Annotated in this window: 23 protein-coding genes; 16 read left to right on the forward strand and 7 right to left on the reverse strand. The window is 56.2% G+C overall.

Annotation, left to right across the window (positions count from 1 at the left end):
* Positions 1 to 45 precede the first annotated feature (45 nt).
* The 3 genes from recQ (at position 46) to ACQKE4_RS00285 (ending at position 3,062) form a co-directional block, all read left to right on the forward strand.
* Complete coding sequence (gene recQ, locus ACQKE4_RS00275; RefSeq protein WP_427386383.1) at positions 46 to 1,863, forward strand: DNA helicase RecQ; 1,818 nt, start codon at positions 46 to 48, stop codon at positions 1,861 to 1,863.
* Between the two features lie 120 nt (positions 1,864 to 1,983).
* The gene (locus ACQKE4_RS00280; protein ID WP_427386384.1) at positions 1,984 to 2,385 is read left to right on the forward strand and encodes an MbcA/ParS/Xre antitoxin family protein; all 402 of its coding nucleotides are present in this window, start codon (positions 1,984 to 1,986) and stop codon (positions 2,383 to 2,385) included.
* An 8-nt stretch (positions 2,386 to 2,393) separates the two neighbouring features.
* Entirely contained in the window at positions 2,394 to 3,062 is a 669-nt protein-coding gene (locus ACQKE4_RS00285) for an RES family NAD+ phosphorylase (protein WP_427386385.1), read from the forward strand.
* Between the two features lie 27 nt (positions 3,063 to 3,089).
* Here ACQKE4_RS00285 and mtnA read toward each other — a convergent pair whose 3' ends face one another.
* On the reverse strand, positions 3,090 to 4,109 hold the full coding sequence (mtnA, locus tag ACQKE4_RS00290) for an S-methyl-5-thioribose-1-phosphate isomerase (RefSeq protein WP_427386386.1): 1,020 nt from the start codon (positions 4,107 to 4,109) through the stop codon (positions 3,090 to 3,092).
* A 111-nt stretch (positions 4,110 to 4,220) separates the two neighbouring features.
* Here mtnA and mtnB point away from each other — a divergent pair, with 111 nt between their 5' ends.
* From mtnB to ACQKE4_RS00305, 3 genes are read left to right on the forward strand one after another with little or no spacing between them, the layout of a single operon-like run.
* Positions 4,221 to 4,808 (forward strand): methylthioribulose 1-phosphate dehydratase, encoded by a 588-nt coding sequence (mtnB, locus tag ACQKE4_RS00295; protein ID WP_427386387.1) that lies wholly within the window; start codon positions 4,221 to 4,223, stop codon positions 4,806 to 4,808.
* A gap of 28 nt (positions 4,809 to 4,836) precedes the next feature.
* Entirely contained in the window at positions 4,837 to 5,523 is a 687-nt protein-coding gene (gene mtnC, locus ACQKE4_RS00300; protein ID WP_427386388.1) for an acireductone synthase, read from the forward strand.
* Positions 5,524 to 5,559: 36 nt separating this feature from the next.
* Positions 5,560 to 6,108, forward strand: a complete 549-nt coding sequence (locus ACQKE4_RS00305; protein WP_427386389.1) for a 1,2-dihydroxy-3-keto-5-methylthiopentene dioxygenase — start codon at positions 5,560 to 5,562, stop codon at positions 6,106 to 6,108.
* 328 nt (positions 6,109 to 6,436) lie between these two features.
* Here the strand turns inward: ACQKE4_RS00305 and mtnK are convergent, their stop codons facing one another.
* The 3 genes from mtnK to ACQKE4_RS00320 all read right to left on the reverse strand — a co-directional run bounded on the left by mtnK (position 6,437) and on the right by ACQKE4_RS00320 (position 8,936).
* Entirely contained in the window at positions 6,437 to 7,699 is a 1,263-nt protein-coding gene (gene mtnK / locus ACQKE4_RS00310) for an S-methyl-5-thioribose kinase (protein WP_427386390.1), read from the reverse strand.
* A gap of 156 nt (positions 7,700 to 7,855) precedes the next feature.
* On the reverse strand, positions 7,856 to 8,122 hold the full coding sequence (locus ACQKE4_RS00315; protein WP_427386391.1) for a DksA/TraR family C4-type zinc finger protein: 267 nt from the start codon (positions 8,120 to 8,122) through the stop codon (positions 7,856 to 7,858).
* A gap of 61 nt (positions 8,123 to 8,183) precedes the next feature.
* Positions 8,184 to 8,936, reverse strand: a complete 753-nt coding sequence (locus ACQKE4_RS00320; RefSeq protein ID WP_427386392.1) for a DeoR/GlpR family DNA-binding transcription regulator — start codon at positions 8,934 to 8,936, stop codon at positions 8,184 to 8,186.
* Positions 8,937 to 9,071: 135 nt separating this feature from the next.
* Here ACQKE4_RS00320 and ACQKE4_RS00325 point away from each other — a divergent pair, with 135 nt between their 5' ends.
* From ACQKE4_RS00325 to ACQKE4_RS00345, 5 genes are read left to right on the forward strand one after another with little or no spacing between them, the layout of a single operon-like run.
* Entirely contained in the window at positions 9,072 to 10,076 is a 1,005-nt protein-coding gene (locus ACQKE4_RS00325) for an ABC transporter substrate-binding protein (protein ID WP_427386393.1), read from the forward strand.
* Between the two features lie 2 nt (positions 10,077 to 10,078).
* Positions 10,079 to 11,791, forward strand: a complete 1,713-nt coding sequence (locus ACQKE4_RS00330) for an ABC transporter permease (protein ID WP_427386394.1) — start codon at positions 10,079 to 10,081, stop codon at positions 11,789 to 11,791.
* Positions 11,779 to 12,855: an ABC transporter ATP-binding protein gene (locus ACQKE4_RS00335; protein WP_427386395.1), complete on the forward strand. Its 1,077-nt coding sequence runs from the start codon at positions 11,779 to 11,781 to the stop codon at positions 12,853 to 12,855. The genes ACQKE4_RS00330 and ACQKE4_RS00335 overlap by 13 nt, the downstream gene beginning before the upstream one ends.
* The gene (locus ACQKE4_RS00340) at positions 12,852 to 13,943 is read left to right on the forward strand and encodes an MBL fold metallo-hydrolase (protein WP_427386396.1); all 1,092 of its coding nucleotides are present in this window, start codon (positions 12,852 to 12,854) and stop codon (positions 13,941 to 13,943) included. The genes ACQKE4_RS00335 and ACQKE4_RS00340 overlap by 4 nt, the downstream gene beginning before the upstream one ends.
* Complete coding sequence (locus ACQKE4_RS00345) at positions 13,931 to 14,377, forward strand: HAD family acid phosphatase (protein WP_427386397.1); 447 nt, start codon at positions 13,931 to 13,933, stop codon at positions 14,375 to 14,377. The genes ACQKE4_RS00340 and ACQKE4_RS00345 overlap by 13 nt, the downstream gene beginning before the upstream one ends.
* On the opposite strand, the gene ACQKE4_RS00350 is transcribed toward ACQKE4_RS00345, so the two are convergent.
* The 3 genes from ACQKE4_RS00350 to ACQKE4_RS00360 all read right to left on the reverse strand — a co-directional run bounded on the left by ACQKE4_RS00350 (position 14,374) and on the right by ACQKE4_RS00360 (position 17,325).
* Positions 14,374 to 15,537, reverse strand: coding sequence for an MFS transporter (locus ACQKE4_RS00350; protein WP_427386398.1), 1,164 nt, complete (start codon positions 15,535 to 15,537; stop codon positions 14,374 to 14,376). The two genes, ACQKE4_RS00345 and ACQKE4_RS00350, sit on opposite strands and share 4 nt — an antisense overlap.
* Entirely contained in the window at positions 15,528 to 16,532 is a 1,005-nt protein-coding gene (locus tag ACQKE4_RS00355; protein ID WP_427386399.1) for a GlxA family transcriptional regulator, read from the reverse strand. The genes ACQKE4_RS00350 and ACQKE4_RS00355 overlap by 10 nt, the downstream gene beginning before the upstream one ends.
* 109 nt (positions 16,533 to 16,641) lie before the next feature.
* Entirely contained in the window at positions 16,642 to 17,325 is a 684-nt protein-coding gene (locus ACQKE4_RS00360) for a GntR family transcriptional regulator (RefSeq protein WP_427386400.1), read from the reverse strand.
* A gap of 156 nt (positions 17,326 to 17,481) precedes the next feature.
* Here ACQKE4_RS00360 and dctP point away from each other — a divergent pair, with 156 nt between their 5' ends.
* From dctP to ACQKE4_RS00385, 5 genes are all read left to right on the forward strand, one after another.
* A complete protein-coding gene (gene dctP / locus ACQKE4_RS00365) occupies positions 17,482 to 18,477 on the forward strand; it encodes a TRAP transporter substrate-binding protein DctP (protein WP_427386401.1) in 996 nt (331 codons plus the stop codon).
* 76 nt (positions 18,478 to 18,553) lie between these two features.
* Positions 18,554 to 19,069 carry a TRAP transporter small permease subunit gene (locus ACQKE4_RS00370; protein ID WP_427386402.1) on the forward strand — a complete coding sequence of 172 codons (516 nt, stop codon included), beginning with the start codon at positions 18,554 to 18,556 and terminating at the stop codon, positions 19,067 to 19,069.
* Positions 19,070 to 19,071: 2 nt separating this feature from the next.
* Positions 19,072 to 20,406: a TRAP transporter large permease gene (locus tag ACQKE4_RS00375; RefSeq protein ID WP_290836298.1), complete on the forward strand. Its 1,335-nt coding sequence runs from the start codon at positions 19,072 to 19,074 to the stop codon at positions 20,404 to 20,406.
* An 11-nt stretch (positions 20,407 to 20,417) separates the two neighbouring features.
* On the forward strand, positions 20,418 to 21,785 hold the full coding sequence (locus ACQKE4_RS00380; RefSeq protein WP_427386403.1) for a malonyl-CoA decarboxylase: 1,368 nt from the start codon (positions 20,418 to 20,420) through the stop codon (positions 21,783 to 21,785).
* Complete coding sequence (locus ACQKE4_RS00385) at positions 21,782 to 23,317, forward strand: malonate--CoA ligase (RefSeq protein WP_427386404.1); 1,536 nt, start codon at positions 21,782 to 21,784, stop codon at positions 23,315 to 23,317. Before ACQKE4_RS00380 ends, ACQKE4_RS00385 begins: the two co-directional genes overlap by 4 nt.
* Positions 23,318 to 23,330 lie beyond the last annotated feature (13 nt).

Here is a 23,330-nt window from a genome sequence, read left to right on the forward strand (position 1 = left end):
TTCGTGCAATAATTCTTTCTCCAGCACGAAACAAGGAGAGCAGTGATGCACGGCGACCCCCACCCGGCACTCCTCAAGGTGTTGCAGGAGGTATTTGGCTACGACAGCTTTCGCGGCCCGCAGCAGGCGATCATTGAGCATGTGATTGCCGGTGGCGATGCGCTGGTGCTGATGCCTACCGGCGGTGGCAAATCGCTGTGCTATCAGATCCCTGCACTGCTGCGCGGAGGCACCGCGATTGTGATCTCGCCGCTGATCGCGCTGATGCATGATCAGGTAGCGGCGCTTGAACAGAACGGGGTCAAAGCGGCCTACCTCAACTCCAGCCTCGACTATCACGAAGCGGTCGAGGTAGAGAACAGACTGCGCGCGGGCGATCTGGATCTGCTCTATGTTGCCCCCGAACGGCTCGCCACGCCGCGTATGCAGATGCTGCTGGAACAGACCAAGATTGCCCTATTCGCCATTGATGAAGCCCACTGCGTCTCCCAGTGGGGACACGACTTTCGCCCAGAGTATCGCCAGCTCTCCCATCTGCACCAGCGCTTTCCTAACGTGCCGCGCATCGCGCTCACCGCTACCGCCGATGTGCCCACCCGGCATGACATCATGGAGCACCTGCAGCTCCAAGAGGCAGCGCTGTATAACAGCGGCTTCGACCGGCCCAACATTCGCTACCACATCGCTGAAAATCAGGGCAATGCCAAAGAGCAGCTGCTGCGTTTTATCCGCGAACACCACAACGGCGAGGCGGGCATCGTCTACTGCCTCTCCCGTCGCAAAGTGGAGGAGACTGCCGCCTGGCTTGAGCGCCAAGGGCTGACCGCACTGCCCTACCACGCCGGGCTTCCCGCTGAGCAGCGCCAGCGCCACCAGACCCGCTTTCTGCGGGAAGATGGCGTAGTTATCGTCGCCACCATCGCCTTCGGCATGGGCATCGACAAGCCGGACGTGCGCTTTGTGGCGCATCTTAACCTGCCCAAGAGCATCGAAGCCTACTACCAGGAGACCGGCCGCGCCGGGCGCGATGGCCTGCCCGCCGATGCCTGGATGGCCTACGGGCTTCAGGATGTCATCACGCTGCGTCAGATGCAGCAGGACTCCAGCGCTGCCGACCAGCAAAAGCGCATTGAGCAGCAGAAACTCGACGCCATGCTGGGACTGTGTGAAATCATCAGCTGCCGCCGTCAGGCGCTGCTCCACTACTTTGGCGACCACCTGGATGCGCCCTGCGGCAACTGCGACAACTGCCTAACCCCACCCGATACCTGGGATGCTACCGTGGCGGCACAGAAAGCACTGTCGTGTGTCTACCGCACCGAGCAGCGCTTCGGCGTAACCTATCTGGTGGATGTATTGCTGGGCAAACACAACGAGCGGATCACCCGCTTTGGCCACGACCGCCTCAGCACCTTCGGTATTGGTAAAGAGCTCGCGGCTAACGAATGGAAAGCGCTGTTTCGCCAGCTGATTGCCAATGGCTATTTAAGCGTCGATATGGAGGGCCACGGCGGTATTCGGCTGACTACCAGCGCAAGGCCGGTGCTGCGCGGCGAACACGCCCTCACCCTGCGCAAACCAAGCAAGGCCAAAGCCTCCCGGCGGGGCAGCAAAGGGGCCTCTGCCACTCTGGCCCACGGCGAGCTGTGGGAAGCTTTACGCCAGCACCGCCGAGAACTTGCCGAAGCCCAGGGCGTACCTGCTTATGTCATCTTCCACGACGCCACTCTGGCTGAAATGGTTGAGCAGAAGCCCCAAAGCCTGGAGGCACTGGGCGCAATCTCCGGTATCGGCGCGCGCAAACTGGCGGATTACGGTGAGGGATTCCTGGGCGTAATCCAAGCGCATCAAGAAGCTGAGTAAAACAGCTGAATCAGTGCGTGCAGTGGTTCTTACTGGCGGGAATTAGAAAGGCTCAAATGGTCGTTATTTTCAAAAATCGCTCACTTGGCGTAAACTATAGGTGAGTGAGGAGAAAGCTATATGGCCATTCAGCATAAATCAGCCGATAAGCGTCGCGAAATGGGGGCCGCCGCAATGCGCACTTACCCTAACATTTCACACGTATGGGGCTTGAAAGAGAGCGAAGCAGCGCTGTTGTTAGGCGTACCGGACTCCACCTACCGGCGTTGGAAGCAGTCACCTGAGCAGGCGAGGCTTGATGCGAACCATTTAGAGCGGATGTCGTTAATTCTCGGCATTTACAAGGCACTGCATATACTTTTGCCCAATAAAGAAGCCGCTAACAGCTGGCTGCAGCGTGCCAACAGCAACCCTCTTTTTGCTGGCCACTCGCCAATGGAGCGTTTGTTAAATGGCCAGGTCTCCGACCTCTACGTTGTTCGCCAACATTTGGATGCCGCCCGTGGTGGGGGCCATGCATGACGTTCCCAATGAGCGACGTCACATGGCGCCCCAGCTACCGTGTTATTCCCTCGCGTTTCCCACCGATTGATTTATTCGAAGGTGTCAACAGCAGCGTTGATGACTGGGACTTACTTAATGAGTTGGAAGGTGAAACCTCCGCAAGGCTGCGCGAGGAAGCAGGTGCCATTCACCTGGTTTGCGACGATGACCGTCGCTACGGCCCCGGCTGGACGCCGGTCATGGCCGCCTTCTGCCACTTCCCCGCGACCGGCTCGCGTTTTAGCGATGGCACCTTTGGTGCTTACTACTGCGCGTTAACAGAAGCCACTGCCATCGCCGAAACCGTTTACCACACAGAGCGCTTTATGGGGGAGTCCGACGAACCGCCCATGATGCTTCAGCAGCGTGTTTACCTGTCGAACTTAGAGGGAAAACTGATTGATTTACGAGGATGCAATGCTGCCCAAGCGCTTCTCACCTCGGATAGCTGGGCTGCCGGGCAAACCTTGGGTAGAAAAGCCAGGGAGGAGCAAGCAGACGGCATCGTTTACCCCAGCGTTAGAGACCCCGATGGCGAGTGCGCCGCTGTGCTACGGCCGCCCGTGCTCTCCGCAACTCGGCAAGGGCGTCATCTCGGCTATGACTGGGATGGTCAGCGTATCCGCCACATCTATGAACTTACATTATTGGGTTAGCTATTAACGTTACTGTTAGCTCGACGGCTAAAAGCGCCCCTTGCAGTGTTCACCACGTGCTATCGCGGCCGCATCAAACACGCCGGTATCCAAAACCCAGGCGGTGACGAGGCTGGCGGGGGTGACATCAAATGCCGGGTTCCACACCGGGGCATCACTGGGTGCCCACATGACCTCGCCAAAGGCACCAGCCGCACCACGGATCTCGGCAGGGTCGCGCTGCTCAATGGGAATATCCGCGCCGGTGGCACAGGCGGGATCTACCGTTGTGTAAGGGGCTACCACGTAAAATGGCACTTGGTGGTAATGAGCTACCACCGCCAGCATGTAAGTACCCACTTTGTTGGCGAAGTCGCCGTTGGCGCAGATACGGTCGGCGCCGACCATCACTTTGTCGACTTTCCCTGCTGCCATTAGGCTGGCGGCCATGCTATCGGCAATCAGTTGGTAGGAAATGCCTAAATCGGCCATTTCCCAGGCGGTTAAGCGGCCACCTTGCAGCAGCGGCCGGGTTTCATCCACATACACATGTAGTTCAATGCCACGCTGCTTAGCCACCGCCAGCGCGCCAATCGCTGTACCAACGCCAGCAGTCGCCAGCGCCCCGGTGTTGCAATGAGTAAGCACGCGGTCGCCCGTTTGCAACAAGTCAGCGCCCCGCTCGGCCATTTGTTGGCAAAGCGCCCGGTCTTCGGCAAACAGCGCGGCTGCACGTTCGGTCAGGGCGTTGGGGCCTTGCTCAAAGCAGGCCTCCATGGCATCCAGGCAGTACATAAGATTCACGGCCGTCGGGCGCGTGGCACGCAGGCGATCGCTGACCTCCTGCCAATCGCTTTTAGGGTGGCGAGCGGCATACTGCGCCAGCACGAAAGCGGCGCTCAAACCAATCAGCGGTGCGCCACGAATGGCTAGATTCTTAACCGCACCCTGCCACGCCTCGGGAGAGTCACAGCGTACCCACTGCTCCGTCTGGGGCAGTTGGGACTGATCCAAATACTCAACGTAGTCGGCATAAACCCGCAAACTGCGTGATTGAAGAAGAGGCATTGATGGACTCCTTGAGCACTTGAACTTGACTAACTGAACAACAGCGCGGCTTATCAGGCGCGAAGCTTATCATATAGAATGGCTGCCATTAGAAGAGGCGATGCAGATCCTATGATGACGCGACAAACTGAACTACTGGACGCCATTTCATGGGCGGCGCAGCAAGGCTGGACACCCGCCACCGGCGGCAACTTTTCCGCCCGTACTGAAACGGGCTATCTTGTCACCGCTTCAGGGCGGGATAAAACCCGTATTCAAGCCGATGACCTGTTGCTGTGCGACCTTGATGGAAAGGTGCTTGAAGGTAGCGGCAAGCCTAGCGCAGAGAGCGACCTGCATGCTGCTCTCTATCGTTTAGACAGTACCATTCACTGCGTGTTGCACACCCACACGGTAGCCAGCACGGTACTCTCGCGGCGCTTTCCAGACGGTATTGAGCTGACTGGCTTTGAGATGCAAAAAGCGCTGGCCACTAACGTGACTCATGACGCCACTATTCACTTGCCGGTAGTGCCCAACTCCCAGGATATGGAAGAGCTGGCCGAGCATGTGCGACTCGGCTGGCCGATGCCTTGGGGCTTTTTGGTCGCGGGCCACGGCATTTACGCCGTAGGTGATAGCATCGCCAGTTGCCGCCGCCACCTGGAAGCCATTGAGTTTTTACTCGCCTGTGTTCTTGAAGAGAGTCGCTGGTCTTAAATGAGCAGTCTTAAATGAGTAGTCTTAAATGAACAACCCAACTGTACGCGCGATTGTGACCGATATTGAAGGCACCACCACGGATATTAACTTCGTGCACAACGTTCTGTTTCCCTACGCCCACGCCAAGCTGCCTGACTTTCTACGTGCTAACGCAGAAACTCCGGCCGTCGCCGAGCAGATCAATGCCGTGCGCAGCGAAATGGACGCTCCAGATGCCACGCTGGAAGCAGTTATTACTCAGTTATTGTACTGGATCGAGACTGATCAAAAAGTCACCCCCCTAAAAGCCTTGCAGGGCATGGTCTGGGCCGATGGCTACCAGCGCGGTGACTTTACAGGCCATTTGTATAGCGATGTAGCCCCTACCCTGCGCCAATGGAAAGAGGCCGGCAAAACGCTTTACGTCTATTCATCTGGCTCGGTTCAGGCGCAAAAACTGCTATTTGGCTATAGCGATGAGGGCGACTTAACCTCACTGTTTAGCGGCTACTTTGATACCCATATTGGTCATAAACGCGAGGCCACTGCCTATCAGCGAATTATCACTGAGCTTGACCTACCGGCGGATGCAGTGCTGTTCTTGTCTGATGTAGTTGAAGAACTAGACGCCGCCAAGCAAGCGGGGATGCAAACACTGCAACTAGTGCGCGAAGGCACCCAGGCAGGCACCGCTCACGCGTGCGTTACCCGCTTCGACGAGATAGTTCTGTAACGTTAATGGCCCGTCACCTTTAAGGAGAGTTTTTTAATGTCGCAACTAAAAGTATTTGCTGATCAAAACCCGAACGATGCCCTGATCGACACCACTGACGGCGAACAGATGACCGCGGAGCTAAACAAGGTGGGCGTGCTGTTTGAACGCTGGGCTACGCCGGGCGAGATTGCTGACGACGCCACCCAGGAAGATATTTTGGCGCTTTACCAGGAAGATATCGACCGGGTTAAAGCTAAGGGCGGCTATCAGACCGTGGATGTGCTGCACATGGTGCCCACGCACCCAGAAAAAGACGCCATGCGGCAGAAGTTCTTAAATGAGCACCGTCATCACGAAGATGAAGTGCGCTTCTTCGTCAAAGGCCAGGGGCTCTTCTGCCTGCACATCGATGACAAGGTGTATCAGGTGCTGTGTACCCGCAACGACCTGATCAGCGTACCGGCCAACACCCCCCACTGGTTCGATATGGGCCCCACGCCGGAATTCACCGCACTACGCTTCTTCGATAACGTGGAAGGCTGGGTACCCCACTGGACAGAGAGCGATATCGCCGGGAAGTTTGATCGTTTGGATCAGCTATAAGCGCTGAGGAGTAAAAGGCAGAAGGCAGTTGTAGCGCGGCGTAAGCGTCAGCGCACCCGCGAAAGCAGCGCGAAGCGGTGCCGAAGGTAGCACTGAGGCTTGATCAGTCACAGTGGCATCATCCAGGCGGCTGGCGCCGCCGTCGCGGGTGCCTCATACGCTCGTCCCTCGCGAGATTCGTTACGCCGCGCTACGGGTTAGTCCATCGCGGCGCATATGCACGTCATCCTGAAAAGCGATGAGCCACGTAGCGCGGCGTAAGCGTTAGCGCACCCGCGGAATCAGCGCGCAGCGGTGCCGAAGGTTACGCCGAGCTATAGTTAAGCACTTACAACACTTCTTGCTGGTTATACGCCCTGGCAAGATCCGTTAGGGCGGCAAGGTCACTGTAAGCCTCAGGCTCCAGAATCAGCGCTTGCCCCATCAGCACATTACGTGCTTCAAGCTTGGCACGCTGGGCCGTGTCCTTAATCTCTTCAAAGTCGGCGTTGTGGGCCAGCGATAGCACCCGGCGGTGCATTTCAATACCGCAGTAGGCCAGGGCATCCAGACGTATCTCGTCAAGCAGCGCGTCGCAGGCGTCGTCAGCGCTATTACCCTGCTCTTCAAACAAGGCTTTCGGGAACAGAATGCCCGTCCGCTCGGTTTGCCACAGGTGGCGGAATTCAGCATCGAAGCTGGTAAAGCACGCCTCAATAACATCTAAAATCCACGCCTGATACGCCTCAAGCTCATTTCCCGAGCGGTGGGCGGGCTGGCTAAAGTAGGCCATCAGGAAGTTAGCGACGGCCATACCTAAGTCAAACGCCATTGGGCCGTACTGCGAGAACTCGGGGTCAATGACCCGAACTTCTGTATCAGTGGCCATTATCGAGCCGGAGTGCAGATCACCGTGGAGCATGGTTTCGGTGTTAGCGGTGAACTTCATCAATAGCCGCTGCACTTTGGCTTTTAAACGGGTATTGCGGCGCAGCTCATCCACCACTGGCGAAAGCTCCGGTGTGTGGTGGTTCATTTCCGCGCCGTAATAGGGGTCGGTAAATACCAGCGATTCAGTGATGGCGGGGATCGCCACATTACCTGAGAACAGCCCTACATCCGCTTTTTTATCTGGGCTGCTTAGCGAAAGCTCCGAGCCACGAAATGCCGTGCGTGCACAGAATTGGCCGATGGTTTCGCCGAGCTGAGCTACACGCTCGCCATTAATCAACTTGCGGCGCAGAATCGTGTGGGGGTGAAGGTACTCCATCACAAACAGCGCCTGGGGTTTGTCGAAGTAGTAAACCTCAGGCGCAATACCCGGTGCCCGCTTGGCTTGGCGCACTAACGCATAGTATTCAAAGTGGGCACGATAAATCGGCAGCGGCCAGCTTTCCCCTACCATGCGGACATAGGGAAGCGCCTGTTTTACCACTACACTGCCAAGGCTTCCGGAGACAATAAAGACCAGATTAAGGTTGCCGTCACCCACCTCACGAATATCCCAGCTGGCTGGCTCACCACCGACTCGACTAGCCACCGCTTCAACATCCCCAAGCCGCTGGGAAAGTGTTTCGATGCTGAGCGCGCGGTAATGTTGATCAATCTCCACAGGTCAATCCTCACAAAACTTTTGCTTATATTCACGCCCGAAGACGTAACTCAAACACGTTAGTTTTGAGAGGGTAACGTTTAAAGGCTAATAAGGGCACTATTGACGTCGCTATTAATTGTTGATTTCAATTCTTCCCATGGTCTAACGGCAGCATTAACGAAGTTGGCTATCTTTACTGCCGCGGCGGTTATAACCACTAAAGCTTGACTGTTTTTTGTCTAGCTCTCCCTGGCATACCACGCAGAGCCGAACACCAAGCATCGCCTTACGGCGAGCTTCGGGAATGGGATCACCGCACTCTTCACAAACCTCAAGACTTTTGCCCTGCGGCAGTTGGCTACGGGCACGCTGTACCGCATCGTCTAGCGTACTCTCCATCTGCTCCTGTTCGGCTCCATCCTTTGCCCATCCACCTGCCATCGCTGCGATCCTCGCGTCCGTAATAGACATTAAGCATAGCAGTAACCAGGGCAGCGCACCGTCAACCCAAAAACCTAATGCCTTGAGCCGCCAGCGGGCTTCTTATCTTATCCGGGAGCGGCACATCGGTCACGACCGCGTCGTAATCACCTAGTTGACCTGCTGTACAGCGCAGCGGCAGGTCAAACTTGGTTTTATCCAGCACCAGCACGCGGTAACTGGAGTGGGCTAATAGTGCTTCACGAGCCATGACTTCATCATCGTTGTAATCATAAAGCTGCCCATAGCTATCCATTCCGCCCACCGACACAATGCCTACATCAGCACGGTAGCGTTGAAAAAAGCGCCAGGCATCACCGCCGATCACATCCTGATCGCGACGACGCACCCGCCCACCAGCCACCACTAACTCACACTTCAACTGACACAGCTTAATCAACGCATGTAGGTTATTGGTCATGATATGCAGGCCTTGCTTGTCACTGAGCGCATCCGCCAATTGCTCAACCGTCGTGCCCGTGCCTAAAAACAGCGCCTGATGATCTTGCACTAGGCTTGCAGCGCGGGCTGCGATTTGTCGTTTACCCGCCACATTAACTATCTGGCGCTGGTCATAGCCAATGTTCTCCTGCTCAGGAAACGGCAGCACTTCGCCCTGGCGACGCAGCACTAAGCCTTTATCAGCTAAGTAGCGAATATCCCCTCGCAGGGTCTGCACCGACACGTTACAGAGCTGCGCCAATACATCCAACGATTGGCGGCCTTCAGAGTGGATACGCTGCAACAACAGTTGACGACGTTCGAACTGGCGCATGGCTACCTCACAACGGGACGAAAGCAGATTAAGCAGAGAACGAAAGTAAAAAAGTACCAAACGAAAGCGTACTGTCACTTTGTTGTAAGCAGATGACAGTAGCTTAGGTGGGGTTCACTCACTTGAGGTTTTCCCATGTTGAAGCGTCCCCTGCTATCTATCCCGGTTTCTGCTCTTACGACTGCCGTCGCGGTAGCCAGCTTTGCCCTTTCTGTTCAGGCTGTTGCTAACGAATCGTTGACGCTCTACACCAGTCAGCCTAACAGCGATGCCCAGCAGACAGTTGATGCCTTTCAAGCGGCTTACCCAGATATAGAAGTGGAGTGGGTTCGCGACGGCACAACGCAGCTGATGACTCGCCTGCGCTCGGAGCTTGCTGCTGGGGTGAGTAACCCGGATGTGCTGCTGATTGCCGACAGCATGACCATGGAGTCGCTCAAGCAGGAGGGGCACTTGCAGCCCTACTTAAGCGACGAGCGCAGCGGCTATGACGCTGAGCTATATGACCCTGAAGGCTACTACTACGGCACTAAGCTAATCACCACCGGCATTGTCTATAACACCGGTGCCGAGCATCAGCCGCAAAGTTGGCAAGACCTGCTGGAGCCTGAATATGAAGGCATGGTGACCATGCCCAGCCCGCTTTACTCCGGTGCAGCGCTGATCCACATGGCGGCGATTAGCGCCAACCCTGAACTAGGCGCAGATTACTACGACGCGTTACAGGCTAATCGCACCGAAGCGCAGGGCGGAAATGGCGGGGTATTCAACGCGGTCGCCGCTGGCACAAAACCTTACGGCATCGTGGTGGATTTTTTGCCTATCCGTGAAGCGGTCAAAGGCTCACCGGTAGCGTTTGTGTTCCCTGACGAGGGTGTCAGTGCGGTTACCGAACCGGTCGCGATTATGCAGGGCGCTGACAACCTGGATGCGGCACAGAAATTTGTTGATTTCGTGCTCTCTCAACAAGGCCAGGAATTGGTTAGCCAACAAGGCTACTTGCCCGCCCGTGACGATATTACTCCACCGGAAGGTTTCCCCGCGCGCGATAGCATTAACCTGATGCCGGTCGACATTGAGCAGACATTAGCGCAAGAAGCCGAGCTTAAACAACGCTTTAGCGACTTGTTCGGCGGGTAAACATGACGCCTGCCCTGACCTTTGACAAAAAGTACGGCAGCCAGCACCGCTGGCTGCTATCAAGCCTGCTGATCGGCATTGTGCTACTGAGTTTGGCGCCTAGCTTACGCCTGTTGATAGAAGCATTGAGCGATCTTAGCCAGGGGCGTCAATCGCCGCTGTGGCAAGTGCTCAACAGCGCAAGCACTTGGCGAGCACTGTGGCATAGCCTTTATACCTCGGGGCTCGGCATGTTGATCGCCCTGGTACTGGGTAGCCTATTTGCCTTTGCCATCACGCTGACCAATGTGCGTGGCAAAACGTGGCTAGTATTCTGCTTTATGCTGCCAATGATGATTCCGCCTCAGGTCACCGCGCTAAGCTGGCTACAGCTGTTCGGCCCCGCCAGCCCGCTACTCAAGAGCATTGGCATGGCGCCGCCCATGGGGAGCCCACAACCCCTCTACTCCGCAGAAGGTATCGCTCTGCTGTTAGGTATTCAAAGCGCGCCGTTGGTGTTTCTAGCGCTGCGTACTAGCCTACTCTCGTTGCCTCGCGAGCTTATTGAAGCCGCCCGCATCAGCGGTGCCAAACAAACCCAGGTATGGGGCCATATTATTCTGCCGGTGACCCGCAGCGGCTTAATCGCTGGGGGTGCGATGGCGTTTATTTCCAGCCTCGGCAACTTCGGCATTCCCGCCATGCTGGGCATTCCGGCGGGCTATTACGTACTGCCAACACTGATCTATCAGCGTATGGCTAGTTTTGGCACCGGCGTTCTGGCGGAAATGGCCGCCCTGTCGTTATTGATTGGCTTGCTGGCCTTAGCGGGCGTCGCTCTGCAGCAACACTTAATGGGACGCAGCCGGTTTGGATTGGGTGGCCATAGCGGTCGATCACATGATTTCACCCTGGGCCGTTGGCGCACGCTGGTAACGGCCACGCTAGTCGGAACCTTATTGATTATCCTGGTCGCGCCGCTGCTGGCGCTCGTTGTTAGCTCGCTAGTGCCCGCGGTGGGCGTACCGCTTAACGCCAATACCGCCACGCTTAACGCTTACGCCGAAGTGGTTGGTCGCCAAGGAGCGACATGGCGTGCAGTACGCAACAGCCTATGGCTGGCGGGCAGCGCGGCGGTTGTGCTGATGCTATTGTGCCTACCGTTAACTTACCGGCTGCAGCGCTTGCCGGAACGCTGGCGCGGCGTGGTACTCAGCGCTATTGAAATCCCCTACGCCCTGCCCGGTGTGGTGCTGGCGATCGCCTGCATTCTGCTGTTTGTGCGCCCCTTGCCGATTATCAATGTCGCGCTCTACGGCACCCTTGGGCTGATTTTTGTCGCTTATCTGGCGCGCTTTTTAGTGGTCTGCGTCAAACCAGTGGCGGCCAGTCTGGCCCAGTTAGACCCCTCCCTTGAAGAAGCCGCCCAACTCGCGGGGGCAGGACCCTGGCGGCGACTAAGCGGCATCGTGCTGCCACTGGTGGCCCCCGCACTGTTTGCCGGCGGGCTGCTGGTGTTCTTACTGGCCGTTAACGAACTTACCGTTTCAGCCCTGCTATGGAGCGCCGGTAACGAAACCATCGGCGTGCTGATTTTCAACTTAGATCAAGGTGGCGAAAGTGTGCTGGCTGCTGCTGTGTCGGTGCTGGTGGTGATTATGGTCGCCTCGCTGATGCTGGCCCTCAGCCTTCTGGCACCGCGGCTACCTAAAGGAGTCATCCCATGGCAGGGCTAAGCACAGAAAAGCTAAGCACATCAGGGCTAGCGATTGACCGCGTCACCAAACGCTTTGGCGAACACATCGCGGTGGATGAGCTGTCGCTGGAGATTAAACCGGGCGAGTTTGTCGCCCTGCTTGGCCCTAGCGGCTGCGGCAAAACCACCATGCTGCGCATGTTGGCAGGTTTTGAGCCGGTCAATGGGGGCAGGATTCAATTGGGTAGTCGCACCCTGGCAAGCCCCGAGACCCATGTGCCGCCAGAGAAGCGCGACATGGCGATGGTGTTTCAATCCTACGCGCTGTGGCCCCATATGAGCGTTGCCGATAACGTCGGCTACCCGATCAAACTGCGCGGCCTGCGTGGAGCCGAGTATCAGCAGCGCGTTCAGCAAGCGTTAGCGTTAGTGGAGCTTGAAGCCTACGCCGAACGTATGCCACAGGCATTAAGCGGTGGGCAGCGCCAGCGCGTCGCTCTGGCGCGCTGTTTGGTTAGCGACCCTTCCGTCGTACTACTGGATGAGCCACTGGCCAACCTTGACCGCCACCTGCGCGCCACCATGGAGCATAGCTTTCGTGATTTTCACCAGCGCACTGGCGCCACACTGGTTTATGTGACTCACGACCAAACCGAAGCCATGGCGCTAGCAGATAAAATCGCCGTGATAAAAGCGGGCAAACTGGTGCAGTGGGGTACCCCTGAAACGCTTTACCGCGAGCCACGTACGGCATGGGTGGCGGGCTTTATCGGCCAGGGCAGCCAGCTAAAGGTTGCTGCCGGTCGTCCTGGGAAGCTTCTTGAAAGCGCCCCTCTGATGCATGGGTTGAACGCCATGGAGTCTGAACGCACTCAAGCGGTATTGGTACGGCCTGAGCATATCCAGATTGCCACTCAACCGCCCTCCGCACAGCAACTCACCGCCCAGGTAGTCAGCGTTATTTTCCGCGGTGAGCGGTATGAACTTAGTCTACGGCTGCACAGTGGCGAAACGCTACTGGCCTACCACCATAGCGCGCCTGATGTGGGCAGCCAGGTCGCCGTTACCCTGCATCAGGGTTGGTGCATGGAGCCCGATCAATGAGTGTACGCATTGAGGTTCTCAGTGGGTTAGGCGACAAAGGGCCTGCTGCGATAGTGGTGGAGACACAGGGTAAGCGTTTACTGCTGGATGCTGGCGGCGCACTGCACCCCGGCGACGCTATTACTTGGGCAAACAACTTGGACGTGGATGCCGTGCTGATTAGCCACGACCATATTGATCATATCGGTGGCGTAGCGCAGTTGCCCGATGACGTACCGCTTTACTGTACGCCGCTGGTGGCCAAGGCACTGCCAAAGCACAGGCAGTGGCAGCCATTGCCAGAGCGGGGTTCATTAGAGGTCGAAGGTATCACCGTCACCACTGGTCAAGCGGGTCACTCCCTTGGGGGCGTTTGGCTACATTTAGCAGTGGCAGAAGGCATTTTTTACAGCGGCGATGCCTGTTTCGAATCAAGACTCTTTCCCTTCGACACACCGCCACCTGCCAGGATTGCTTTGCTGGATGCCTCGTACGGTGCTTACGACCAATCACAGCAAGGGTGTATCCAGGCGATTAGTGAACACTTAACGCAACCCCTCGTGTTCCCCGTGCCCGCCACCGGACGTGCATTGGAGATGGCCTTATGGCTGGCAGAAGAGGCTAAAGCGCGTGGGCTGACGCTGGCGATAGATGCAGTAATACGCGCTAACCTGGCCGCCCTGCTGGCCCTGCCTGTCACGCTGCGCCGCCCCGGCACTGAGACGGCGATTGCGAGCGTGCTAGCACGCTCGGATGATGCCAACGCGGCACTAATGCTGGTCAGTGATCGCGACGACGTTCCCGCCCAGTGGCCCGATTATCGGTTGCTACATACTGGCTACTTAACCCCGGAGCGTTGCACCCAGCTCGCCGCAGGCGATGTGCTGTGGCAACGCTGGAACGTTCACCTACGCGCCTCGCATCTAAGGGCGCTTGCCGATCAGTTGGGCGCCACTCACGTGATGCCGCTATTTACTCATCTCACTGATCAACCGCTGAACGAGTGGCGTAAACTATTAGGTAAACATCTCTGCACCACGCCTCATTTCAGCACCGGTGTTCGTTCTACCACTTTTTCCTCTTTAGGGAGTTTTGCATGTCCGCAGTAATTGTTGATGTCGACGGCACCTTGGCCGAGTTTCACCCTCACCATGTCAGCGAGTGGGTGCTGGGCAGTCAAAAACAGTGGGATCCCTTTTTTGCCCATATGGCCGAAGCGCCGGTGATCGAAGCAGTCGCCAAGCTGGTCACGATACTTAAGGCCCAAGGCCAGCAGATCGTCATTTGCAGCGGTCGCCCAGATAGCCATCGCGATCACACCCAGCGCTGGTTAGAGCGCCATACCATCCCTTTTGATGCCATGTATTTACGCCCAGAAGGCGATGACCATGTGGATGATGAAACGGTAAAAGCGGCACTGTTATCGCGCATGCGCGATGATGGTTTTGCACCCTGGCTAGTATTGGATGATAGAGATGCGGTGGTTGCTCAATGGCGCGCACTCGGCCTTACCTGCCTGCAGTGCGCACCAGGGGATTTCTAAGCCTTTGCCAAACCAACACGGTGCTGCCATACCAGCACCACCACAGGGATCAGCGACACAGGGATCAACAGTAGGTTTAGGGTTGCCCAGCCCAAAGAACTCACCAATGGCCCCGCTAATAATGCCGACATTGCGACGGTACCAAACAATAAGAACTCATTGGCGGCCTGGGTGCGCGCTTTATCCACCGGCCGGTAGCTTTCGGTGAGCAGGCCGGTGGCAGGCAGAAAGGTAAAGTTCCAACCCAAACCGAGCAAAATCAGCGCAATGTTAAACCCTGCTAAGCCAGCATCAAATTGTGCCACCAGGGCGCTCGCGACCAGCAGCAGGCAGCCCATGACGATGATCCTTTTTGCGCCGAACCGCGCGGTTAAATGTCCGGTAAAAAAGGAGGGTAAGAACATCGCCACCACATGCCACTGAATGGTCATTGAGACATGATTAAAGTGATGCCCAGCCCCTGCCATCGCCAACGGCGTGGCGGTCATGGCGAGGTTCATCACACCGTAGCCTACTGTTGCTGTGGTAACGGCCGCAATAAACGCGGGTTGGCTGATTATTTTTCTTAGCGGAAGCCCGACGCCTTCTCCATGGGTGCGCGAAGCAGGCGGTAGCCGGGTCAGCATCAACACCACCAACGCCAGTGAATAGAGCACGGCTAAACCAACAAAGCTGCCCAGAAACGGCACGTCGCCCAGCTCACGACTCACTCTTGCTAGCCAAGGCCCGGCAAAAGCAGCCAGTACACCGCCACCCATCACCAAACCAATCGCCCGGTCACGCATCGGCGCGGGGGCGGCCTCCACGGCGGCAAAGCGATACAGTTGACCGAAACCAATGGCGATACCGATTAGCCAAGTGGCTAACAGGAACAACCCAAAGCGCTCACCCATCAGTGCCTGAACGGCCACCAGCGCCCCCGCCAACCCAATGATATTGCCCAGCATAAAACCACGCTTACGACCCAGCTTGGCCATGATGAGCGAGGCGGGAATAGTGGCGCACATCAGCCCCAACCACTGCGTGGCAACAGGTGCGGTCGACCAAGACACACTGGGTGCTAAAGAGGCGCCTATTAGCGGTGAAACGGCAATCAGCAGGACATTACCGGTAACCAGCAGCGCCTGGCAGAGTGATAACAGGGCGACGGTTAACGGCATGAGACGCTCTCCTGAAGGGAATCGGCATGGGAGGAAGCAAAGCGCTGACGATAGACTGAGGGTGACACGCCATAATAGCGCTGAAACTGACGCCGCAACTGCTCCGCCCCACCCAACCGCCAGCGTTGTGCCAGACGCTCAAGGGATAGCTGTTCGCGTTCATTGAGCAGCGCTAACCGCGCTTGTTCCAGGCGCAGTTGGGTCAGGTACGCCCCTGGGGTAACCTGCAAATGACGCTTAAACAGGCGCGTTAGATGCCGCGGCGTCACCGCCATTACATCAGCCATCCGCTCAATGGAGTGATTACCTCCGGGATTGGCGTGTAATTGATCGAGTAGCCGCCGAAGCGGACCGGCATCCTGTTGGTGGCGCAGTGCTTCGCTAAACTGGGACTGACCACCAGGGCGGTGTAGAAACACCACTAGCTCACGGGCCACTCGCCCGGCTAACGCCGAGCCGTGATCCGCCTCTACTAACGACAGCGCTAAATCAATCCCTGCGGTTATTCCTGCGCTGGTATAGCGGCCATTGCTTTCGATATACAGCGCATCAGGCTCAACGCTTAGCGCGGGGTACTCATCAGCCAATTGCTGAGCATGGCGCCAATGGGTGGTCACGCGACACCCATCCAAAAGCCCTGCTGCGGCTAACAAAAATGCCCCGGAGCAGATAGACCCAAGGCGCCTAACCTGGGGGACAACCTCACAAAGCGCTTCTTTCACAGCAACGATTTCTCGTTGCTGAATGACACCACTTCCTCCCGCCACCAAGAGCGTATCCAGCGGCAGTAAACGATTAAGTTGGTGGTAGCTATGAGTGGCGTGAACCGCTAGGCCGCCGTTGGTATCCACTGGGCCAACGGCATCGGCCACCAGCGTCAACTGATAGAGCGGTTGGGGGCTTAGCGCATTGGCGCTGGCAAACACCTGCCAGGGCCCGCTGACATCCAGCAGTTGGCAATCGGGGTAGGCAAGCAGGGCAACGTGGCGAGTCACGATTTCTCTCCGCTAATGGGATATTGACGCATTAGAGAGAGTGTCTGCCCTGCGCTCAATGTCGGCAAGGACCATTACCCCACCGATAGGGACCTAGCTATAACCTTAGCTAGCCCGTTTGTTCTAACGGCGCTTCCATTCGGCGGACGCTGGAAACGAAGTCACTGAATCGCTCCCCTTGAATTAAAACATGCTCGCTCAGTGCTTGCTGAGCAGCCAAAGGGTCTCCTTTTTCAATCGCTTCTACGATGGTTTGGTGCTCGCTTAGTGAATTATTGACGCGCTGGCGTACCTGCAACTGCAGACGCCGATAGGGTTTTAAGCGCTGCTTTAACTGACGCGCTTCGCTAGCCAGAAAAGCGTTGTGACTGGCGGCATAAATACAGTCGTGAAATGCCTCATTTTCGTAATAGTACTCGTCGCTGTCACCGGCCAGGGCCGCCGCTTCGCAGCGCTGGTGGGCTTCGCGTAATGCGGTTAACTCCTGCTCGTTAATCCTGCGTGCTGCCAGGCGGCCACACATGCCTTCAAGCTCCGCCATCACTTCAAACATCTCGATCAGCTGATCAATCCCCACCTTCGCCACGAAAGTACCTTTCTTTGGCGAGACGGTGACCAAGCCACTGGCGACCAGTTGCTGAAAGGCTTCACGAACCGGCGTCCGCGAGACCTGAAACGCCTGTCCCAAGGCTTCTGGATCCAGGCGCTCCCCAGGTAAACGGCGGCCATTGATAATGTCATCTTCAAGGGAATCCCTTAACCGCTGAGCGTTGGATCGCTTAGTGCCCGTCATGTTTTACCTCCTTGGATCGCGCCTCATCTTAGCTATTTTAATGCTGTCATATAGTTGACATTAGCATACGCAGCGCCTATTGATATATATATCAGCACGCCTGATAAACATATAAAGCTCTTCCAAACACACAAAAACAAATGTTGGAGACGCCTCATGCAACGCTCTATGATGATTACTGCTGCCGCTCTTAGCCTAGCTATGGCGGCGTCACATGCATCTGCCAATACCGTACTACGTGCCTCACATCAGTTCCCTGGTGGCCAAGGCGATATCCGTGACGAAATGATTCAGATGATGGCACGTCACGTTGAAGAAGCCGACGTTGGCCTTGAAATGCAGGTCTACCCTGGTCAATCTCTCTTCAAGGCTGGTGAACAGTGGGGCGCCTTAGTGCGTGGTCGTCTAGACATGACGCTACTCCCCTTGGATTACGCCAGTGGCCGTCACCCAGAGTTTTCCGCCACGCTGATGCCTGGCCTGGTGCGCAATCATGAGCATGCCGCTCGTCTTAACGACTCCGAGTATATGGACATGATCAAGGAAGTTATCATGGACAGCGGAGCACGGGTGCTGGCTGACACTTGGTTGGCTGGGGGATTTGCCTCCAGCGAGCAGTGCATTACCTCGCCTGACACCGTAAGCGGTCAGAATATTCGTGCCGCGGGTCCTGCCTTTGAGCAGATGCTGCAGGCTGCTGGCGCCTCTATCGCCTCTATGCCCTCCTCTGAAGTCTACACGGCAATGCAAACAGGCGTATTAGATGCCGCCAACACCTCATCCATGTCATTCATTTCTTTTCGCCTCTACGAACAGGTGGAGTGTCTGACCGAGCCTGGCGACTTCGCCCTCTGGTTTATGTATGAACCGGCAATGATCTCCGAGCAGGTGTGGCAAGGGTTAACAGAAGAGCAGCAAACCACTTTGCTGGAAGCTGGTGAGGCCGCTGAGGCGTATTTTGCAGAAGAAGCCGCCGCCATCGACCAAAAAATGGTGGAAACCTATGAGCAGAATGGCATTGAGGTTGTACGCATGAGTGAGGATGACTACAACGCCTGGCTTGAGATTGCCCGTGAAACCTCTTACAAGAACTTCGCCGACAGCGTCCCTAATGGCCAAGCCATCATCGACGCCGCCCTGGCGGTCGAATAACTCCTCGCATTCCCTCGTGAACTGGGCCACCTGACAGGGTGGCCACCCCTTCACCCACCGGGAGGAGTCAACGGCCATGGCCAATTCCCAATCCCTTGTTAAACGTTCCGGTCTCATTGCCAGCTACATACGCCTGATGGATGTGCTTTCCCGGTCGAGCGCCTACTTGGCAGCGGCGATGTTCATTGCTGGCGTGGTGGTGATCTGTCAGATGGTTTTCATCCGTTATGTGCTTGGCATGAGTACCAGTTGGCAAACCGAGTTCACGGTATTTTCCGTAACCGGTGCCATGCTGATGGGCAGCCCTTATGTGCTTATGACCGGTGGGCACGTTGCTATTACGATCCTGCCCGACGCCCTTGGCGGTGTTGCCAAGAAGGCCATGCTTTTGATCGCCTCGCTGTTCGGGCTCGCCTTCTGCGGCGCCCTCGCCTTCGCGTCCTGGGTGTATGTGGTGGAAGCCTACGAATTTAACTGGCGTACCGGCACGGTATGGAACCCGCTACTTTGGCCGGGCCTGCTGCCCATGGCCCTAGGCTCCACCCTTTTAACGCTGCAGTACATTGCTGAAATTCTGCGCGGGGAGGCTTAAACATGGATCCTATTACACTGGGCATTATTGTTGCCGTCGCGTTGATCATCCTCATGGCTATTGGCACTCCTATCGCATTTGCTCTGGGGGGCGTTTCCTTACTTGCACTACTTTATGACCGAGGCTTGTCAGAGCTGGTTTATTTTGGTGAAACTTTTTTTGATCGCATTGCTGAGTTTGGTTTTGTGGCAATCCCCATGTTTATTTTAATGGGTGCGGCAGTCGCTTCATCGCCAACCGGGCGTGATCTTTATCGTTCGCTGGACCTATGGATGGGCCGCTTGCCGGGTGGGCTCGCCGTCTCAAATATCGGAGCCTGTACCATCTTCTCCGCTCTCTCTGGTTCGTCCCCTGCTACCTGCGCGGCGATCGGTAAAATGGGCATCCCAGAAATGCGCTCTCGGGGCTATCCAGATGGCGTAGCCGCGGGCTGTATTGCCGCAGGCGGCACCTTAGGCATCTTGATCCCTCCCTCGGTCACCATGATTATCTACGGCATCTCGACCGAAACCTCTATTGGCCGTCTATTTATGGCGGGGATAATTCCCGGCTTTATGCTCGCAGGGCTGTTTATGATCTGGACGATGATCGCCTGTCGCTTAGAAGGGGGCTACAACAATCCCATGGCCCAAACCGCCGAGCGAATGAAAGAAAACATCAAGGCCAACGTTGATACCAACCTCAAGGCGCTGGTGCGTGTCGTCCCCTTCCTGCTGGTAATTGCGGGCATTCTGTTTGCTCTCTACGGCGGTGTCGCTACGCCTTCAGAGGCAGCCGGCGTGGGGGCTTTCCTATGTGTAGCGCTTGCAGTACTTATCTACCGCATGTGGAAGGTGGGGCCCATCAAACTGATCATGCGCGACTCCTTGCGTGAGAGCGTAATGATCATGCTGGTGATTGCGACCGCCGAAGTGTTTGCTTACGCACTCTCATCCATGTTTATCACCCAGACCATCGCAGCTGCGATCAGCGATCTTGACGTTAACCGCTGGGTATTGATGGGCATCATCAACCTCTTTCTGTTGGTCGCCGGTTTCTTCCTGCCGCCAGTGGCCGTTATCGTCATGACCGCACCGATCCTGTTACCGATCATCCTGGCGGCTAATTTCGACCCCTACTGGTTTGCGGTGATTTTGACCATCAACCTGGAGATCGGTCTGATCACGCCACCGGTGGGACTCAATCTGTTCATTATTAAAGGCATCGCGCCGGATATTTCACTACGTGACATTCTCATGGGCAGCTTGCCCTACGCGCTATGCATGGTGCTAGGTATCTTGCTGCTATGCGTCTTCCCTGGCATTGCACTTTGGCTGCCCAACTTGATCATGGGCTAAGGAGTTCGACCATGAACATGCTGTTTTTGCAGGAGCTGTTCAACAACATCACCCAGCGCGATGCCTTGTTGCGACGCCGTCAACCAGAAACACTAACGCCTGACCATCGTCAGTTAGTTAAGGCCTGCCAAACGTTACTGGAGAGCGACGGAGAAGCCTCAAGCATTGCCTTGGCAAGTCGCGCCTTGGCGATTTATCAACGCCTATCTGCGGCTGAAAAGAGTAGTTTCTTTGCCCGGCTAATGACCGACTTTGCGGCCGAGCCAGGGCCCATCGACACTGCTTATACGGCGTATCAGGAAGCGCGCGACAACCCCACGCTACAGCGACTGTTTGAAGCCTGCGAGCCGCGTCGCCAGGAGCTGTTCAGGCGTTTAAATCTTGCCAGAGATGGTACTTTTGAACTGGTCAAAATGCGCGAAGACCTGTTGGGTTTGCTGCGAGAGCAGCCTGAATTAACAGCCATTGATGACGATTTTGCCCATCTGTTTGGTTCCTGGTTTAACCGTGGCTTTTTGATGCTCAAGCGCATTGACTGGAACACCCCCGCCTCCATTTTAGAGAAGATCATTCGTTACGAAGCGGTGCACGAAATTCAGGACTGGGATGACCTGCGCCGACGGCTGGATGCACGGGACCGGCGCTGTTTCGCCTTCTTCCACCCAGCGATTGGTGACGAACCGTTAATCTTTGTGGAAGTGGCGCTGCATAAAGGCCTACCGAGCCGTATTCAACCCATTTTAGCGGGTGAAAGTAGCCCGTCGAAAAAAGGGTTTGATGACGCCGAAGATGCCGATACAGCGGCTTTCTTCGGCATCAGCAACTGTCAAACTGGGCTGCGCGGTATCTCCTTTGGTAACTTTTTGATCAAGCAGGTGGTTCAGGAGCTGTCTCAGGAGCTACCGCAGCTTAAATACTTTGTGACCCTTTCGCCGGTACCTGGCTTTGCCCAGTGGCTTCAAGAACAACGTGACGATGAGCAGCTCCCCGAGCCGCTACGCAAGTCACTTAACGCCCTTGAAACACCGGGATGGCACCAAGACAAAGCCAGTGAAGAGCTGCTTAAAGCGGCAATTCGCCCGCTGGCTGCGCGTTATTTAGTAGATGAGAAAAACCGCCATGGCCTGCCGTTAAACCCGGTGGCCCGCTTTCACTTAGGCAACGGTGCTGAACTACACCGTATCAACTGGCTGGGCGATATCTCCGATAAAGGCCTTAAACAAGCGGCGGGCTTGATGGTCAACTATCTCTATGTGCTTGATGATATTGAGCGCAATCACGAAAACTATACTGCTAAGGCAACCGTTGCCTGCTCAAATGAGGTGCGCGACCTCGCTCGTCGCGCCCGTAAGCTGGCCAAGGGAGAGACCACCAAATGAGCCACAACCTATTTGAAACCTTTGCCGCCAAAATGCGCGAGCGCGCTAACGCAGACTTTATTACCACCCGCGAAGGCCACCGCTATAGCTACACCGATGCGCTCAGCCAAAGCGCACAGCTTGCCGGTGCATTGACCGAGCTAGGCGTTAAAAAAGGCGATCGCGTCGCCGTCCAGGTGGATAAAAGCCCTGAAGCGATTCTGCTTTACTTGGCTTGCCTGCGTATCGGCGGCGTCTATTTGCCATTAAATACCGGCTATACCGGCGATGAAATTCGCTACTTTTTAAATGATGCCGAGCCTGCGCTCTTCGTCTGCCGCCCTAAAACTCATGATGAGGCGCGAACTATCGCGGCCGACACCGGCTGCCCGGCGGTCGCAACCCTTGGCAGCAACGCCGACGGCAGCCTGATGGAGAGCGCCCGCCAAGCAGCGCCCTGTGAAGAGATAGTGGCACTTGGCGAGCGCGACCTGGCCGCTATTTTGTACACCTCAGGCACTACGGGGCGCTCCAAAGGTGCCATGCTGACCCACAACAATCTCGCCTCTAACGCTGAGACATTGGTAAAATCCTGGCACTTCAGCGCCGATGACCGGCTGATTCACGCACTGCCTATTTTCCACACTCACGGCTTATTTGTTGCCTGCAACGTCACCTTGATGGCGGGCGCCAGCATGCTGTTTCTACCCAAATTCGATGCCGATGTGATCTTTGCAGAGCTGCCCAAGGGCAGCGTGATGATGGGGGTTCCTACCTTTTACACACGCTTGGTCCAGGATGAGCGCCTGACGCCTGAGGCTACCGCTAACATGCGGCTATTTGTTTCTGGCTCCGCGCCACTCACCGCCGAAACCCATGAAGCGTTTGAAGCTAAAACGGGTCATGCCATTCTTGAGCGCTACGGCATGACCGAAACCAATATGAATATCTCTAACCCTTATAAAGGAGCGCGTCGGGCGGGCACCGTAGGTATGCCACTCCCTGGCGTGGAGATGCGTATTACTAATCGTGAAACCGGCGATGAGGTCCCCCATGGTGAGATTGGTATGCTGCAGATCCGCGGCCCCAATGTATTTATCGGCTACTGGCGGATGCCCGAAAAAACTCGTGAAGAACTATTAGACGATGGCTTTTTCATCACCGGTGATCTCGCTATGGTCGATGAGCAGGGCTATGTGCATATCGTAGGGCGCGACAAAGACTTAGTCATTTCCGGTGGCTATAATGTTTACCCCAAAGAAGTGGAACAGGTGATTGATGAGCTGGAGCAAGTTGCTGAATCAGCGGTGATCGGTTTACCCCACCCTGACTTGGGCGAGGGAGTTACCGCCGTGGTAGTACGCCAGCCAGGCGCTGATGAAGAAAACCAGCTTGCAGAAGAGAAGATCATCCGCCATTTAGATGGACGGCTTGCCAAGTACAAGCAACCTAAGCGAGTATTTTTTGTCGATGAATTGCCCCGTAATACCATGGGCAAGGTGCAGAAAAATGAACTGCGCAAACAGTTCAACGATACCTACCGCAGCGCCTAGCCTTCTATTTAAC

Source organism: Halomonas sp. NPDC076908 (genome assembly GCF_050269715.1).
Classification (GTDB): Bacteria; Pseudomonadota; Gammaproteobacteria; order Pseudomonadales; family Halomonadaceae; genus Vreelandella.